Raw genomic sequence first — 17,578 nt, 5'->3', positions numbered from 1 at the left:
CGTATCCGTTAGTTCCAGTCTATGCCTTCCGCCTCAAGCAGCCGCTTCAACGCCTGCGCCGCCTGCACGAAGCGTCCCGGGTCATCCTGTTCAGGCAAATATTTGTGAAGATGCGGTTCGATCGACAGAAAGCCGGAATAGCCGGTGTTCTTCAAGTGACGAATAAACGACGGCAGCTCCCCGTCTCCCGCCCCGGCCGGAACGAAAATTCGCCGCTCGGCCGACGCGTCCTTGATATGCACATAATCCATATACTCCTTCAGCTTGGGCAGCGCCTCGGACACAGGCTTCACGCGGTTCATCACAAAGTTGCCGGGATCGAACGCCAGCCGCAGACGAGGACTGCCGCAAGCCGATAAAATATCGAGGCAGCGGTCGTCCGTATCTCCGTAAACGGCGCTTTCATTTTCCAGCAGCAGTGTGACTTGATGCCTCTCGGCGACGGCGACCAGCTGCCGCATGCGGGAAACGACCTCCGCGCGATGTACGGCATGCTCGTCTCCCTCCGGTATAAAGTAGGAGAATACACGGATATACGGCGATCCGAAGCGGTTCGCAATCTCGCATGCGCGGTTCGCGCGCTCCAGCTCCTCCGCGAAGTCATCGCGGATGCCGTATTTGCCAAGCGGTGAGCCGACGGACGATATACGGAAGCCTTCCTCATCGAGCCGCCGCTTTACTTCGTTAAGCTCGGCGTCCGTAAGCTTCAGCACGTTGACGCCGTTGACACCCCTAAATTCGATATGCGAGATTCCTTCCGATTTCAAGACAGCCAGCTGAACCTCCAAATCCGGCGATATCTCGTCGGCAAAGCCTGTTAACGTAACCTTCTGCATGATGCACCTCTTTATTCGATTATCACTTTATCGGGTTAAGACCCCCACCTCTAAGGTGGGCCTTGAATCAGGTGGGGTAGAGTCCCCATCTGATTCCCCGATGTTCAGCAAAGCTGAACGAGTTCACTCATTATGTGCGGTCGTCATTATTTTTCATATTCCGAAGCTTTTTTCTTCAGCTCGTCGTACGCCTGTTCCGGCGTCATTTTGCCGAACATGACCGCCTCGGTTATCGCTTTGTAATCTTTGCTGTAAAAGTTATTCCAGCCTTTGGCGCCGGGATTGAAGCGCTGCGCTCCAGGCGCGATTTTTTCGATCATTTCTACCGTCAGTTTATCGCCCGGCTTGAACTTGGACTGCATGTCCGCGATGATTTTATTTGAAGGCGGCACCCCGCGGGTTGTACCGGAGATCGCCATCGCCTCCGGATCGTTAATAAACCAGTCGACGAATTTGGTCGCTTCCTCCTTGTTCTTCGAATCCTGGCTCACGCCGAAGAAGAAGGTTGCTTTCAGCCAGCTGCCGTTCTGCTTATCCTTCGGCGCGGGATAAACGCCGATACCGCCCGGCTTCAGGCTGTCCCACGACGACGCCTGCGCCGCATGGGCCGCACGGAAAATGATTTTGCCGTTGACCATCAGATCCAGCTTCGGATCCAATTCCTTATCGCCTACTGCGACGTCCGGCGGAGGAACGATCCCTTCCTTGCGCAGCTCGCTGTAATTTTTGACCCATTCGAGCCACGTATCCCGGTCATAGTTGAATTTGCCGTCCAGCGTAACCGGATCGCCCTTGCCTTTGCTTAGCTGATAGGAGTCGTACAGCTCCCGGTTGCTCGTGCTGTCGCTCATCACATAATGATCCTTATCCAGCTTCGCTTTGATCTCTCTGGCCAATTTGTAATACGCGTCCCATGTAATGCCGTCGCCCGGCAGCTTGAATCCGAGCTTTTCCAAGGCGCCCTTGTCGTAAATAAGTCCCCAGGCGTTTTTCCCGAGCGGGATCGCCGTTTGCTTGCCTTTATACTTACCCGATTCGACTAGGCTGGCATCCATATCTTTCACATTAACGGAGCCCAAGTCGGCCAGCTGTCCTCTTGCGTTCCAGTCCGCCAGCCAGGAGGAGTCCATCTGGATAATATCGGGCGCGTTTTTCGCGGCCGCTTGCGTATTCAGCTTATCGATGTAACCGTCAAATCCGGAGTATTCCGGCTCGAACGTAACATTCGGATGGTTTTTCGTATACAGTTCCAAAATTTTAAGCGTCGCGTCATGCCGTTCCTGCGCGCCCCACCAGTTAATGCGGAGCTTGACCGGCTTAGCGGCAGCCGAACCGTTCGCGCCCTCGCTGTTTTTTTGCCCATCCGCTTTCGTTGCCGTCGAACCGCCGCAGCCCGCCAAAGATGTCAATACGACCGCCGACAGCAGACCAAGCGCCATTTTATTCCGCCAAGTTGTCATGTTTTGCAAAACCCCTTTGCTTTTTTTAGTAAAACCTGCATATAGAATATCAGCATCAACCGCAAATGAGTATGCGGGCAACGTCCGATTTGTTTTAAAATACAACGAATCTTTACCCTTTGATCCCCGTCGTCGCCATCCCTTCGACAAAATGCTTTTGCGCCATAAAAAAGATCAGCGCCGACGGGACGACCGAGACAAGCCCCATCGCCAGCAGCTGGCCCCACGCTTGAGCGGATTGGGAATCGTTAAACATGCGGAGGGCCAGACCGACCGTATATTTGTCCACCGAGTTGATATAGAGCAGATGGCCGAAAAAATCGTCCCAATTCCACAAAAAGCAGTAGATGAGCACCGTGACGAGCGCCGGCTTCATCAGCGGCAGCACGATCCGCCAATAAATGCCGAACCAGCTGCAGCCGTCCATTTTCGCCGATTCGTCCAATTCTCGCGGAATACCGCGGATAAACTGAACCAGCAAAAACACGAAGAACGTACCTCCCGTACCGCCGGCCAGCGCATGAGGCACAATGAACGGCAAATACGTATTGATCCAATCGAATTTATGAAAAAGCGCATATTGCGGAATAATCGTCACCTGGTGCGGAAGCATCAGCGTCATCATCAGAACGGAAAACCAAATGCCGCGCAGCGGAAAATCAAGCCGGGCAAACCCGTACGCAACAAGACTGCAGGAAATGATCGTCGTAAACAAGACGCCAAGCTCCAACTGGAACGTATTCAAATAAAAATCGGTAAACGAACGTCCCGGAATCGCGTGCCAGCCGTCGCTGAAATTGCTCCAAAGAGGCTTCGACGGAAACAGGCCGGGCAAGCTCAGCTCCTCATTCGATTTGAGGGAGGCGCCGACCCACCAAATGACCGGGTAAATCATCACGATGCTGAAGACCAGCAGGATCAGATGCCTATGAAATGCTTTTGTCGATAGAGCCTGCTTCAACGTTTTCGCCCTCCTTCCGATTCATAGAAAACCCAATATTTGGATGTAACAAAAATAATGGAAGTGGAGGCGGCGATAATGAGCAGCATCACCCAGGCCAGTCCCGACGCATAGCCCATCTGCAACTGACTGAACGCCCGGTCGTATAAATAAAGCGCATACACATAAGTCGAATTCATCGGACCCCCGTGCGTTATAATCATCGCCGGGGTGAACATTTGAAAAGCGCCGATGATGCCCATTACCGTATTAAAATAAATGGTCGGCGAGAGCATCGGCAGCGTAATTTTAAAAAACTGCGTCACTTTTCCCGCTCCGTCGACGGATGACGCTTCGTACAGATCGTTCGGGATTTGCTTGAGTCCGGCCAAAAAAATAACCATTGCCGAACCGAACTGCCAGACGACGAGCAAAATCAGCGTTCCGAGCGCCGTGTCGGGATTGGTCACATAGCCTGTCCCTTCAATGCCCAGATGGCTTAACAAATAATTGATATAGCCATCCTTGCCGAAAATGTTTTTCCATAAAATGGATACTGCAATACTGCCGCCAATGAGCGACGGAAAATAAATCATCGTCCGGTAAGCCGACATGCCCTTTACGTTTTTAGCCAGCAGCACGGCGATGAGCAGCGCGGCTACCAGTCTCAGCGGCACCGAACAGAGGACGTAAATAAATGTCACTTTAACCGACTGGTAAAAGGTGGCATCCGTCGAAATTTTTTCGTAATTGCGCAGCCCGATCCAGTTGGGAGCCTCCAGCAGCGAAAAATCGGTAAAGGAGTAATAAAGCGATTGAACCATCGGGTACAGCGTCAAAACGAGAAATCCAAGGAGCCAAGGAGAAATCGCGATATAGCCGGCAACCGGCGAATCCCATCGCTTTATTCGAGCCGTTCGGCTTTTCGTCAAAGCAACCGAATCACTTGCTTCCATCCTGCAGTCACCTCTTTTGTTGTTTTTTTCAGTATAAAGACTGCCGGCCTCCATGACTATGAGAGTGGATTCCGATTTCTTTCAAATTACTAAGAATTTCGACATGCCTTCGAATTTCGACAGCCGCCGATTTGACGCCGGGACGATTTTGCGGTATGCATGATAGGAACCGTTCGTACGGGCAGACCGTTGCGAAAGTAACGATAAGATGCAGAGGAGGCACGACCGAATGAGACAGATTGTCATTGCAACGACGCGCGACCAGCTGCAGCAGTGTCTGGATGTCCGGCGCGAGGTATTCGTCAACGAGCAGCAGGTCGATGAGAGTCTGGAGGTCGACGAGTTCGACCAAAGTCCGGACGCATGCGTGCACGTGCTGCTGCTGGACAGCGGCCGCCCTGTCGGCGCCGGAAGAATGCGGCCTTACGAAGAAGGCGCCATGAAGCTGCAGCGGATCGCCGTGTTGCGCGGGCAGCGGGGAACCGGCGCGGGCAAGGCTGTCGTGCTGGCGCTGGAGGAAGCGGCCCGCGAGCGCGGCTATACCGGCACGGTGCTCGACGCGCAGTGCCAGGCGGAAGCCTTTTACTCGAAGCTGGGCTATGTCACCGTATCGCCCGAGCCTTTCCTTGATGCGGGGATTCCGCATGTCCGCATGAAAAAGCGGCTGCAGGCCTGACGTCGGCGCGCTGACGCGTGGGCAACCGCCATACGATAATAGCCATGTATCCAAGCCGGCTAAAGCGCACATGTCGCTAGGCAGCCAGCCCTGTGTGCCGAGAGGCGCCATACGGCAAAAGAGCCTTCCCCGCCCGTCAGCCGGGCAAGGAAGGCTCTTTTCATATCCATATTTGTTTAGCCGATCAGCTTCATCAGTCCTTTAAACTCCAGCTCCTCGAACTTGGCGATGACGCTGTGGCGGTCCGCATCCCATACGGACGCATGCACATTGCATTCCACAGGAGCATCGCAGCGGATGCGGGCCAAATCGCGGCACAGGTGCAGCATCTCCATATCGGCTTCGATTTTGCTGCGGACGCCTTTCGGCAGGCTAGACAAGTTATCCAGGATGCCATCGATGGACCCGTATTCCGCCAACAATTTAATTGCCGTTTTCTCCCCGATGCCTTTCACTCCCGGATAATTGTCGCTCGTATCGCCGATCAAGCCCTTCAGGTCGATGAACTGGGCGGTGGTCAGCTGTTTTTCCTGCAGCAGCAGCTCCGGATCGTATACCGCATAATTGGACTGGCCTTTTTTCATAATGACGACCTTCACACGCTCGCTTACGAGCTGCAGCATATCGTGGTCGCCGGTCAGCACGTACACGTCCATTTCCTGACTGAACCGGCCGGCCAGCGTACCGATGCAATCGTCGGCCTCAAAGCCTTCATATCCGACATTCGGTACGTTGAAGCTGGCCACCACCTCTTTGATTAACGAAAACTGCGGGATCAAATCCGCCGGCGCTTCCGGCCTGTTCGCTTTGTAGCCGTCGTACTTGTCCGTGCGGAACGTCTTGCTTCCGAGATCCCAGCAGCAAACGACATGCGTGGGCCCAAACCTGTCAACCGCATCCAAAAAATATTTCATGAATCCGTAGACCGCATTGGTCGGAACGCCGGAAGCCGTCTTGCGGATGTAGCCCCCGTACGAGTTGGCGAAATAAGCCCGGAATAAAAGAGCCATTCCGTCTACCAGCAATACTTTATTCGTGTTTGACAACGCACTTCACTTCCTCTGTATGTACTCTCTCTGAGTATAACACAGGCTTTTCGCCCTTTCCGTAAAAAAAGGTGAGCGCGCAGCTATCCGGCATTCACTTCACCGGCCCCGTTGCTTCAATCGTAATTTTCACAGAAATACGTATGTCCGCCTTGGCCAGCTCTTCGCCCCAGCGGTCCTCTGCTTTTTTAAACTGGCTGTAATGGTGGGCCCGGGCGTAACGCCCCAGTCCAATCGGATCGATTTTATGCTTTTGAATTTTTTGGATGATGCTCTCAAATTGTTTTTGTACTTGCCTGGAAATGATTTTTTCCAGCTCCGGTCCGTTCTTTTGCAGATCAAAAGGGAATAGGAGCTCGGATATAACAATGGGCATCTTGATGCGAATATCAAAATGAAATTTGTTTTGCATGTAGGAGGATTTAATTTTGGTATTTACTCCTTTTGCATCAAAGCTTACCCGGCTCATATCGAACGGTCCTTTCTTGGATTCATCGGGTGCGGAAATCGATATGCTGACCGTTTTGCCCGCATTTTTTTGCAGGATGCTCATAAATACGGTTTCCTCGGAGCTAAATGAAACGGCAAATTTCCCTTTATGGGTAAGCAGCGTCGTTCCATGCAGGGTGACATCATGATTCGCGCTCAGTGCAATCTCGGAGATGCAAGGAGTAATCCCTTTTTCATACATTTGCCAATGCAGCTTTTGCATGGTCGTGCTGACCGTTTCCGACCGGGCGCTTTTCGTATCGACCATTCCGCGCAATAACACGGGGAGTATCGGCTCGTCCGGCGGATTTAAGGAAAAAATGTCCGATAAAGGTCCGTTGTAAACAATCACTCTTGGGGTTAACGGATTTTTGGCATCGCGAAAAAACACATCCGTCATGGGAAACCATCCGTCCTGCTGCAATATTTTTTTGCTGATCAGGAAAACCTGCGTTTTTCTCCCTTGAAAAATACCGGCTGTATGGGCGTCTATTTGTTCTTTGGCCATGCGAATCGTCGATGTAGTGACATGGATTTCTTGATTTTTTTTCTTCACATTTTTCGTGAACACGGGATGAATATCATAGATGGTCAAGTTGTTGTTTTTATCTAAGTCCAGGCCGATCGCCAAGGGGAAGACGACATCTTCCAGATCCAATCTGTCCTTGCACCCGATGAGCGTAACAGTCATGATAACGGCAAGTAAAGCATTCAGTACCCTCTTGTTCATTCGAGCTTCTTCCTCCACTGAAAATGTTTGTGCATCCATACGTACAGCAATAAACAGCAGGGGATTCCATAATCAATAATAAGAGCGGCTCGACCAAGAAACTCTTCCAAACGCTCGCTCTGGTTAAAAGTAGGCAAAAAGATGAAGGCGACTATTGCAAGCATGAGGCAGATGATCCGCAAATGGCCGCGGTGGTCCTCCTTGCCGAATATCCAGCTTGTGCAAAATACGGCCATGTACATGAAGGAAATCCAACATAATGAAAAAATAAATAAATAAAACGCGATAAATAAAGTTTCGATCCGTTCTATAAACTTAAATTCGATTGTTTTCAGAACATTGACCACAGGCTCATTATATTCGGTAATTTCATAAGGACTGAAATAGACGAAACAGACAAAAGTGATGAATACAAGCACAAGCATCGTCAGCGTATTGGCGATCACAACTGCGGCGGCGGCTTTTTGCCTGTTTTGCAAAAACGGGTATAAAACAAACGCGATTTCCAACCCTGCGTAGGAAAGAGCGGTAACCCGCACCGCCGAGAGGATAGGAAGCCAGCCCTCCTTGACTACAGGGAGCAAGTTGAGTATATGCGCATCCTTTAGCGGCAGTAAATACGCGAATGGTATCCATAAGGAAATGAAAACAATAAACTCCGAGTATCTGCCCACGATACGAAGGCCGTTTCGCGCTATTAGATAGGACGGAATAAGCAGCAGCAGCATAATCAAATAAACCGGTGTTTGCGGCAGCAGCCATACCTTTGTATACAGAACGGTTCTCACCATCGCGGTGTATCCGTAAATAAAAAACCAGATGCCGAAAAACAAAGCTCCCGCCTTGCCAACCCATTTGCCCGCGTAATGCTTCAGCAGGTCGAACAAGGTGCCGTCCGGACGGTTCTTCATCACTTGAACAATAATCAGACTGGCTGCTGTGGAGACGGCCCAAGCTATAACAATCGAGATCAAGCTGTCCGTACCGGCCTGTTGGGCTAATACCTGCGGCAGCGACAGCAGCCCGAAACCGAATTGAGCTCCGAATTGGATAAAAATAAACTGCATGAAAGTAATTTCATTGAAAGCATATTTTTTCACTTCTATCACCCTTGGACGGTTACTTCACGGGGCCCATAGATTGTATGGCGGTTTTGACGAAAACGGTGATATCCGCTTCAGCTAACGCTTTGCCCCAATGTTCCGACACTTCCTTATATTGTTTATATTCATAAGCTCTGGCGTAGAGGCCAAGCCCGATCGGATCGATTTCGTGCTTCTGTATTTTTCGGATGAGCCCGATCATTTGCTTTCGCGTTTGTTCAGCAATCATGTTCTCCAGCTCCCCTCCTTTTTTTCTTATATCCATGGGGAACAACCGTTCCAATAAAGCGACTTTCATTTGAATGCGGATATCAAACTTAAATTTGCCGTCAACATAAGACGTTTTTATTTTCGTTTTTATCTGCTCGGCATGGATACTGACTTTGTCCGTATCGAACGGTCCGGTTTTGGTTTTGCCCGGAATCGGAAGAGTTAAGCTGACGACCTTGTTGGTATCCTTTTGCAATATTTTTAGCAGAACCGTTTCCTGGGCGTTTAATGTTCCGGCGTATTTCCCCCTATGATCAAGCAATGCGGTTCCGTCAAGCTTAACTTTTTTATTTTTATCCAAGCTCACCTCGGAGATCGAAGGAGTAATTCCTTTTTCATATATTTGCCGGTGCAGCTCCTGTGCCGTTATTTTTACCGTCTCCGATCTTGTGCTTTTTGTATCGACCATATCCCTCAGCATGATAGGCAAGTACGGCGTATCCTTGCGATCCAGGTATATGATATCCGGGACTTCTCCGTTAAAGGCGATAATCCGGTCGGTTACCGTATTTCTCGAATCGCGAAAAATAACGTCCAGAATACGGAACCAATCGTCTTGCTGCAGGATGCGTTTTCCAACAAGGATGACCTGATATTTCCGGCCTTGAAATACGCCCGCTGTGTGGGCATCCTGCTGAACTCTTGACTGGCGGAGCGATAGGGCTTGTTCGCCGATCTCATGGTGTTTTTTCTTTGCATTTTTGCTGAACTCAGGACTGGACATGTAAACATGAAATTTATTCTGATTGTCGACATCCATCCCCAATGCCAAGGGAAAGTTAGCATCTTCCATGTTCAGCCGGTCGTAGCACCCGGCAAGCAGGACGATAGCGGCAGTTAGGCAGCCGGCATACAGCAGTCGTTTGTTCACAGGTTCGTTCTCCTTTGAAGCCGATCATATATCCATAAATAGCCGAACAAAACAAATGGAAAAATATATTCAACGACAAGCCCGACAGCGGCCAGAATATCATCCATCCATTCACTTTGGCGGTAACTCGGCAGGTAGAAAAAAGTTGCTGCCGCGAGCAACGCCCACAATACACGGAGATGGCTGCGGTGATCTTTTTGGCCTGCCAGCCAGCTTGTGCAAATTGCGGCCAAGGAAAATACCGGTATCCATGACAGCGAAAAAAGCAATAAATAGAAGGAGATAAATAAGATTTCGATCCGTTCGATAAATTCAAACTCAATCGCTTTCAAATAAGTGATCACCGGTTCGTTATAAGTAATAATTTCATCCGGACTGAAGTAGACGAAGCAAATAATCGTAATGAACAAATGCGTGAGCAGTGTTAACGTATTGCAAATCGTAACGCCCAAGGAAGCGTTATGCTTGTTGTCTAAAAACGGATATAACATCATCGTGACTACAAAACCTACAAAAGAATAGACGGTTGCGGGCATGGCGGCTAAGACGGGCTTCCACCCTTCCTTAAAAACAGGCAGCAGGTGGAGCCAGTGGGCATCCTTTAACGGAATTAAGTAAACGATTGGAATCCAAAATGACATAAGCAGGATAATCTCGCTGTATCGGCCCAATATGGTCGGCCCGTTTCGCGCGATAAGATAAGATGGAATAAGCAGCAAAATCATAATGAGATAAGCCGGAGTTTGCGGTAAAAGCCATATTTTTATTATATTGACCGCTCTTACAATGCCTTCATATCCAAAATAGATAAAATACAGCGCTAACAGAACTGCTGCCGTTTTGCCTGCCCATTTGCCTGCATAACGGGTCAATAAATCGAGCAGCGTACCGTCGGGGTACCGTTTCATGACTTGAATCATGATCAGGCTGGCGGCCAAACTCAGGATCCAGCCGATAATAAGCGCGATCCAGCCGTCGGTACCGGCCTGCTCAGCCAAATTGCGCGGCAGAGACAAAAATACAACGCTGATTTGAATGCCGGTATTGAAAAAAATAAACTGCATAAGGCTCATATTATTAAATGCGTATTTTTTCATTTCCCGTCACCCTTCGGATGGTTTGAACCCTGCCTTTTTAATTGAACCGCTCTTGTGCTCAACGGCCGTTTGGTCATGAACCAGAGAGGCAGGCGGACGAAGGCATCCTTCCAATCTGCAAACCGCACAGGCGCAAAAGGGTTCCCAAACGGCGTACCAAGCGATTCCAGAGCGATGAGATGTCCGATCAGCGTCATCAATCCTATAACGATGCCGACAATCCCGAACATCGAAGCGGCCACCATCATGGCAAAGCGCAGCAGCCGGACAGCCGCAACCATATCATAATTGGGCAGGATAAACGAAGCGATGGCGGTAAACGCAACGACAATAACCATCGTATTGCTGATGAGTCCTGCCTGAACGATCGCCTGGCCGATGACTATGCCGCCGACAATGCCGACGGTTTGTCCGACCGGAGCCGGGAGGCGTACACCGGCCTCCCTCATCATTTCGAGCGTCATCTCCATAAGAACCGCTTCGACAAACGGCGGAAACGGAACGCGTCCTCTGAATTCGCCAATGGAAAGCAGCAATTTAATCGGGATGATTTCGAAATTGTAGGAAATGACGGCAATGTAGAAAGCCGGTAAAAAAATGGCAACGAAAAAAGCGAATAATCGCAGCAGCCGTATAAAAGTGGCTATCGACCAGCGTGTGCTGTAATCGTCCACGCTTTGAAAAAAAGATGCAAAGGTGACCGGCGCAACCAGCACGCTGGGAGAACGGTCGACGACGACAACAAACCGGCCTTGTATAATTTGCGAAGCAGCTGCATCCGGCCGTTCCGTCGAGATAAACTGCGGAAAAGGAGAATACGGGTTGTCCTCGATTAACTCCGCCAATTCGCCTGTGTTAATAATCACATCGACGTCCAATAGGCTGATTCGGTCTTCCAGCTCTTTCAAAACCTCCGGATGAGCGACGTCTTCCAGATACATAATGGATATTTTGGTTTCGCCTCTTCGACCGACCGTCAGTTCCAATGTTTTCAACTCGCGGTTCGGAATGTAACGGCGGATTAAAGCAATATTTTGGCTCCCTGTTTCAACGAAACCTTGATGCGCGCCTTTTAGCGATGTCTCCAGCTGCGGATCCTCAATAGCCCGCTGCGGCCAGCCTGCTGTATCAAATGCATAGGCTTCCATTCGCCCGGCGATAAACAGAACGCTACTGGCATGCAGGATCGCGCCTTCGACCTGATTCCATGAATGCAGCGTATGGAAATGGCCGACAGTTACTGTAAAGCCTAAGCTCTCTTCCTTACCCCCCTCATTGTATTGAAGGGGGCGAAGCACATTATTGTTAATCGAATTTTTATCTGCAAGACCGTCTAAATAAACAAGCGCCGCCTGATCTCCGCTTTGTTTGATGATCAGGTGCCTCACAATAAGGTCGGGTGTTTTGGTGAAAACGTTTTGAAGAACTGACAAATTTTGTGCCAAATCCGCGCTTAGAAGCGACTGCTGCTGCTGATTGCTTTGCCGTTGAGCCGACTGGTATTTCGATCTTCCTAACCACCTCAAAAATTTCATTGACCATCACCCCGAATCATCAATGCGTTGTTTTCCGATAGGCATCTGATAATCTATAATGGACCAATTAAAGGAATTTTATGTAAAGCATGATGAGTGAGAAAAAGCAGGGGGCGTTTCAAAAACGTTTCAAATTATACCGCATATATTGTTCCATTGTTGGATAATATATGAAAACCTCCATCGAGGCCGAATATATAACAATCGTATATTAGTAAGTTCGACTAACCATAGACAGGAATCGACATGAACCATTCAAAAGGTACTATCAATATTGTTCAGGCCTGGATGATCTTGCTGTTAATGAACGGATTGACCGACCACGTAACCGTGAATCCGATTATGCTCGACGCAAGCGGCAGAGACGCCTGGATTTCCATTTTATTGACAGCCATCGCACTCATTCCGTGGTGCGGACTGCTTGCCTTCGTCATAAAAAGATCGGGACAGGAAAAGCTGCAGCCCTGGCTGGCCCGGCAAACGACGCCTGTTCTGGGATGGGTGCTCGTAGCTCCGATCGGCGTGCTGTTCTATATAATCGGAGGCTTCACCGTCATCCATACATCGATCTGGACGGTTACCAATTATTTGCCGGCAACCCCCAAGTTCGTGCTCATGACCGCTATTGTGCTCGTCTGCTGTTACGCAGCCATCAACGGTATCCGTACCATCGCGATATGCTCGGGCGTTTTACTTCCGACGGTCGTGCTGCTGGGCTTTTTCGTAGCGATATTCAATACGCCGCAAAAAGATTACGGTCTGTTAAAGCCCTTTTTGGAGCATGGCTGGCAGCCCGTCTTCAACGGCATGATCTATGCCGGAGGCGGATTCGCGGAGCTGGTCGTCATCCTTATGATGCAGCATCATATCAAATCGCCAATCAAGCTGTGGAAGCTTCTCCTGCTTGCCGGTATGCTGGTTTACATCTCGCTCGGCCCGCTTATCGGCGCCATCACGGAATTCGGTCCGAAAGAAGCGGCCAAACAGATGATCTCCCCCTACGAGCAATGGCGACTTGTCAAATTGGGCGAATATATCGAGCATGTCGACTTCTTGTCCGTGTACCAATGGCTGGCGGGAGCATGCGTTCGTATCAGTCTTGCTCTTTTTCTGCTGGCCGATCTGCTGCCGTTCACCCGTCCGGATATTCGGGGCCGGTTCATCATGATTATTTCGGTCAGCTTTATTTTACTAGCCCTGCTGCCGATCAATCAAAACGAGTTTTATATGTGGATGTATAAGGCCTACTTTCCGGTTACACTGGCCGTTATCGTGCTCATAACCGTCATTTGGGCGATTGCATCGCTCATCAAAAAATCTGCCAGGGAGGAATCGACGTGAACGGGCGAACAGAGGAGCCGGTGCCGGCTTGGACGAAACACACATTAAAAGAGCTGTTCGTACAAACGGCGGACGTGCAAATCCAGGTTCACCGGATGGAACAATCGGCTTCGTCCGAAATTATGCTCATTTTTGCCGAAGGTTTGTGCGAATCCGCCATGATCAGTAAAGTCGTGCTGCCCCAGCTTCATTACTTATATCAGGAAGAAGGCTTCGACCGTTTGCGGGACGGGCAGCTGTTCGGATCGCTGCCGCTAATCGCGTTTGAAGAGCCGGTCGTTACGAAGGAGTTGATAGTGGATTCGGTGTTTCAAGGCGATCTTCTGATGCTGATTCCGGAAACGAATGCGCTGTTTAAAATGAATATTTGCCATCGTCCCGGACGATCTCCCGAGGAATCCAGCACTGAAATATCGATCAAAGGACCGAAGGACGGCTTTGTCGAAGACTTGCCCACCAATATCGCACTGATCCGCAAACGCATTCGCAGCAACAGCTTGTACAATGAAACGTTCATTCTGGGCACCAGAACACGGACCAAAGTAAGCCTGCTTTATTTTCACGACATTATTTCTCCAAAAGTGCTGAACGAGGTGCGAACCCGGTTGAATAAGGTCGATATGGACGGCATGTACAGCATCGCTCAATTGGAAGAACAGCTGAGCGATGTGAAATATACGCTATTCCCGTTGCTCGATTTCAGCGGCCGTCCGGATTATGCGGTGAGTGCGCTGCTTGCCGGGAGATTCGTCGTCGTCGTGGACGGCAATCCGTCCGTACTGATCGGCCCCGCCTCCTTCGCGTTAGTGTTGAAATCGCCGGAGGATATCCATTTCACCTTCCAGTACGTTTCGTTCGCCCGCCTGATAAGGCTGCTCAGCTTTTGGCTGTCCGCGCTGCTGCCCGGTTTTTGGGTTTCTCTTGTAGCGTTTCATCAGGACCAGCTCCCCTTCCGGCTCATGGCCACCATTTCCGTAGCCCGGATCGGCCTGCCTTTTTCCGCGCAGATGGAGATGTTCGTACTGCTGCTGCTGCTTGAAATATTCCGCGAGGCGGGCGTACGGCTTCCGAGCTCCATTGGTCAGACGTTAACCGTTGTCGGCGGTTTGGTCATCGGGGATGCGTCGATCCGGTCCGGTTTGGTTTCACCGTCCGTCGTAGTCGTCGGCGCCATCACGGCGATCACCGGAGCAACCTTGGTCAATCAGTCCTTAAGTACGATTGTCAGCATCATTAGACTGATCATATTCGGTATTGCCAACGTTCTCGGCATGTACGGGATGATACTGAGCGTTATTTTGCTGCTGTTCTATATGTCCAAGCTGCATTCGTTCGGAGTTCCTTATATGGCGCCGTTTTCCCCGCTTTACGTGAAAGATTTTATAAAAGCGTACCTCCGGCTCCCATGGAAAAAAATGGTCAACCGACCCAAGGTTTTAAACACCATTGACCCGGATCATCAAGGAGATGATTCCAAATGAAACAAATAGCGGCCGCGTTCGTTTACTTATCGGTACTTTTGCTGCTTCCGGGGTGCTGGAATTCCAAGGATATTCAATCTATGGCTTACGTGACTGCGCTCGGGCTGGATTATAAAGACGGAAAATTCCACACTTATGTGCAGGTGTTGAACTTCACCAACGTAGCCAAAACCGAAACTAGTCAGCTCGGCAAAAATATTCCCGTATGGATCGGCAAAGGAGTGGGGAAGACGATTACCGAATCGTTCAATGACATTTACTCCACTTCGCAAATACGTCTTTTTTGGGGACATGTGAAAGCGATTGTCTGCTCGGAAAACATACTGCGGGATGCGGAAAAAATACGCGAGTCTTACGACATGTTGAATCGGTACCGCGAGGTCCGGTACAATATTTTGCTTTACGGAACGAAAGTTCCGCTTCAGGAGATTTTTACCAAAAAATCGCTGATGAATTTTTCTCCGTTGGATACGATCATGTATACGCCTGCCCAGATGAATTCCCAGCGTACGTTCATTTTGCCGGTTTACGGCTACCGAATTATTTCCCAATTCAACGAACCGAGCAATTCGTCGCTTCTCCCCTCGCTGACCGTAAGTAAACAGGGCTGGCAGGAAGATACCAAAATAAAGCCGATGTTAAAGGTCGACGGGGCCTTCTTGCTCGAAAACACGCAATTAACCGGCTGGCTGAGCGAAAACGATCTGATCGGCTACCGATGGATGCAGAAAAAAATGCAGCGCTCCTCGATCAATATTTTTGACAATCACGAGCCGGCCGCTGCTCTCGTACTGCTGAATCCCCGTCCTAAAATACGACCGGTGTTCGAGGACGGCAACGTACGCTTCGACCTATCCATCAAGCTTGACGCTTATTTGGACGAGCTGATTGTGGATCTGCCCAAGGACAAGATCGAGAGTTTGGCGGCCAAAGTGATCCGGGATCAAATCATTTATACGTATAAAAAAGGGATCGGTCTGAAGTCCGATGTATTGAAATTGGATCGTTCGCTGTACCGGGATCATCCGAAAGAATGGAAAGCATTGCACGAAAAACGCCGGTTTCTTCTGGATGAACATTCGTTAAGCCATGTCGATGTCCGCATCCATCTGCTGCATACCGGCAAATATAAAGGCCGAACCTACTGATAAAGGGACAAGCTCTAAAGTCGGCTTCAAATCGTACACCTTCCGCTCCATGCCAATTTTAGCCTGACAAGGATAAACGGCTTCGTCGTCCTACGGGACGAGCGCGTTTGTCAAGGTTGTGCGAAGCCAAGTATAAAATCTTATACTTTCTATTCAACACACAAAAACCTCCAACACCGTTTTGTTCGCGGTATTGGAGGTTTATTCGATTACGACTTTATCGGTTTAAGACCCCCACCTCTAAGGTGGGCCTTGAATCAGGTGGGGTAGAGTCCGCATCTGATTCCCCGATGTTCAGCAAAGCTGAATGAGTTCACTCGCGCCTGTTTGCCGTTATCAGGTCCCGTTATTATGCAAATTTTATACAAACGGGTTTCGAGACATTAACGGTTTGACCTGTCGGTGTCAAGCGGCCGGTCGCCAGATCCACCCGGAAAGTAACGATCGAATCGGTATCCTGATTGGCGGCAAGCAGCAACCGTCCGTCCGGCGTAACGGCGAAATTGCGCGGTGTTGCGCCCAACGTCGGCGTATGCTCCACATAAGTTAAAGTTCCGTCGGTCCGGTTGATCGCATAGACGACGATGCTGTCATGACCGCGGTTCGATCCGTACAAGTAGCTGCCGGACGGCGAGATGTGAATATCCGCACATGTGCTCGAGTCCGTGAAGCCTTCGGGCAGCGCGGACACAGTTTGCACCGGACGCAGCGAACCATTCCCGGCTTCATATGCAAATGCGGTTATCGTGGAATCCAGTTCATTAATGACATAAGCATAAGGAATATCGCGATGGAACGCCATATGCCTCGGACCCGATCCGGGGGTAACCGGCACTTCGCCATGGGCGATAAGCCGCAGCGGCTCACGACCGATTCGGTACACCTTTATCCGGTCGATCCCCAGATCGGGAACGAATACGAACCGATCGCCGGGATCGATCACGGCGGCATGGGGATGCGGCTCCGATTGCCGATCGGCGCGGATGCTGCTGCCGGCATGCTGCACCTGATCCGCGGCTTCTCCGACCCGGCCGTCCGCTTCGATCGGGAACAAGACGACATTGCCGCTTGTATAATTGGCGGCAAGCAGGCAGGTGGAGTCTCCGTCTAACGTGACATAGCAGGAAGCCCGACCCAGCGAAGACACGCTGTTCGAAAAATCAAGGCTCCCATCCTCGGGCCGGATTGCATAAGCCGCCGCCTGGCCGGCGCCTTCCCCGACCTCGCTGACCGCGTACAGCCGGTTCCGCTTCGGGTCAAGCGTCAAAAACGACGGATTCACTATTCCGCTCAAGCTCTGCTGCAGCGTCAGCGCTCCGGTTACCGGATGAAGCCGGTATACGTAAATGCTTTCCGAGGATGCGGGCGCATATGAGCCTACATAGACGAGCAGCTCATCGTTCGGAGCTGAATTCATCATCCATATCACTCCTTTAATATTCGTTTTATAACCTAATTCCTCTTAGTTTACCATAAAATGGGCGAAGGAGGAAAAAGTTCTGCCGCAGGTTCAGTTCGGTCCGGGGATTGACAACTTGGGCCGAAAGTCTTTATGTTAGTTTGAGAAGCAAGGTTGAACTTGATTGAAACAACGCATCG

Annotated in this window: 15 protein-coding genes; 4 read left to right on the top strand and 11 right to left on the bottom strand. The window is 50.2% G+C overall.

Annotated features, from left to right (window positions below; translation table 11 throughout):
• Positions 1-8: 8 nt before the first annotated feature.
• The 4 genes from E1757_RS02210 to E1757_RS02195 all read right to left on the bottom strand — a co-directional run bounded on the left by E1757_RS02210 (position 9) and on the right by E1757_RS02195 (position 4,192).
• A complete protein-coding gene (locus E1757_RS02210; RefSeq protein ID WP_133225176.1) occupies positions 9-836 on the bottom strand; it encodes a sugar phosphate isomerase/epimerase family protein in 828 nt (275 codons plus the stop codon).
• Between the two features lie 146 nt (positions 837-982).
• On the bottom strand, positions 983-2,296 hold the full coding sequence (locus E1757_RS02205; protein WP_133225175.1) for an ABC transporter substrate-binding protein: 1,314 nt from the start codon (positions 2,294-2,296) through the stop codon (positions 983-985).
• Between the two features lie 112 nt (positions 2,297-2,408).
• Positions 2,409-3,191, bottom strand: coding sequence for a carbohydrate ABC transporter permease (locus E1757_RS02200; protein WP_133225672.1), 783 nt, complete (start codon positions 3,189-3,191; stop codon positions 2,409-2,411).
• A gap of 62 nt (positions 3,192-3,253) precedes the next feature.
• Positions 3,254-4,192, bottom strand: coding sequence for a carbohydrate ABC transporter permease (locus E1757_RS02195; RefSeq protein ID WP_133225174.1), 939 nt, complete (start codon positions 4,190-4,192; stop codon positions 3,254-3,256).
• Positions 4,193-4,421: 229 nt separating this feature from the next.
• Between E1757_RS02195 and E1757_RS02190 the strand changes: the two genes are divergently transcribed.
• Positions 4,422-4,868: a GNAT family N-acetyltransferase gene (locus E1757_RS02190; protein ID WP_133225173.1), complete on the top strand. Its 447-nt coding sequence runs from the start codon at positions 4,422-4,424 to the stop codon at positions 4,866-4,868.
• 176 nt (positions 4,869-5,044) lie between these two features.
• Here the strand turns inward: E1757_RS02190 and E1757_RS02185 are convergent, their stop codons facing one another.
• The 6 genes from E1757_RS02185 to E1757_RS02160 form a co-directional block, all read right to left on the bottom strand.
• Positions 5,045-5,914 (bottom strand): 5'-3' exonuclease, encoded by an 870-nt coding sequence (locus E1757_RS02185; RefSeq protein WP_133225172.1) that lies wholly within the window; start codon positions 5,912-5,914, stop codon positions 5,045-5,047.
• A gap of 94 nt (positions 5,915-6,008) precedes the next feature.
• Positions 6,009-7,133: a Ger(x)C family spore germination protein gene (locus E1757_RS02180; protein ID WP_165971918.1), complete on the bottom strand. Its 1,125-nt coding sequence runs from the start codon at positions 7,131-7,133 to the stop codon at positions 6,009-6,011.
• Positions 7,130-8,233 carry a GerAB/ArcD/ProY family transporter gene (locus E1757_RS02175; RefSeq protein ID WP_133225170.1) on the bottom strand — a complete coding sequence of 368 codons (1,104 nt, stop codon included), beginning with the start codon at positions 8,231-8,233 and terminating at the stop codon, positions 7,130-7,132. Before E1757_RS02175 ends, E1757_RS02180 begins: the two co-directional genes overlap by 4 nt.
• 19 nt (positions 8,234-8,252) lie before the next feature.
• A complete protein-coding gene (locus E1757_RS02170) occupies positions 8,253-9,377 on the bottom strand; it encodes a Ger(x)C family spore germination protein (protein ID WP_133225169.1) in 1,125 nt (374 codons plus the stop codon).
• A complete protein-coding gene (locus tag E1757_RS02165) occupies positions 9,374-10,474 on the bottom strand; it encodes a GerAB/ArcD/ProY family transporter (RefSeq protein ID WP_133225168.1) in 1,101 nt (366 codons plus the stop codon). Before E1757_RS02165 ends, E1757_RS02170 begins: the two co-directional genes overlap by 4 nt.
• Positions 10,471-12,009: a spore germination protein gene (locus E1757_RS02160; protein WP_133225167.1), complete on the bottom strand. Its 1,539-nt coding sequence runs from the start codon at positions 12,007-12,009 to the stop codon at positions 10,471-10,473. The genes E1757_RS02165 and E1757_RS02160 overlap by 4 nt, the downstream gene beginning before the upstream one ends.
• Positions 12,010-12,255: 246 nt before the next feature.
• On the opposite strand from E1757_RS02160, the gene E1757_RS02155 reads away from it, so the two are divergent.
• From E1757_RS02155 to E1757_RS02145, 3 genes are read left to right on the top strand one after another with little or no spacing between them, the layout of a single operon-like run.
• Positions 12,256-13,350: a GerAB/ArcD/ProY family transporter gene (locus tag E1757_RS02155; RefSeq protein ID WP_133225166.1), complete on the top strand. Its 1,095-nt coding sequence runs from the start codon at positions 12,256-12,258 to the stop codon at positions 13,348-13,350.
• On the top strand, positions 13,347-14,831 hold the full coding sequence (locus E1757_RS02150) for a spore germination protein (protein ID WP_181956602.1): 1,485 nt from the start codon (positions 13,347-13,349) through the stop codon (positions 14,829-14,831). The genes E1757_RS02155 and E1757_RS02150 overlap by 4 nt, the downstream gene beginning before the upstream one ends.
• On the top strand, positions 14,828-15,979 hold the full coding sequence (locus E1757_RS02145; protein ID WP_133225165.1) for a Ger(x)C family spore germination protein: 1,152 nt from the start codon (positions 14,828-14,830) through the stop codon (positions 15,977-15,979). The genes E1757_RS02150 and E1757_RS02145 overlap by 4 nt, the downstream gene beginning before the upstream one ends.
• Positions 15,980-16,328: 349 nt before the next feature.
• On the opposite strand, the gene E1757_RS02140 is transcribed toward E1757_RS02145, so the two are convergent.
• On the bottom strand, positions 16,329-17,399 hold the full coding sequence (locus E1757_RS02140; RefSeq protein WP_246078979.1) for a lactonase family protein: 1,071 nt from the start codon (positions 17,397-17,399) through the stop codon (positions 16,329-16,331).
• Positions 17,400-17,578 lie beyond the last annotated feature (179 nt).

This window comes from Paenibacillus piri, from assembly GCF_004354045.1.
Taxonomy (GTDB): domain Bacteria; phylum Bacillota; class Bacilli; order Paenibacillales; family NBRC-103111; genus Paenibacillus_S; species Paenibacillus_S piri.
The sequence above is the reverse complement of the archived record's forward strand: the minus strand, read 5'-3'. Positions and strand labels throughout refer to the sequence as shown.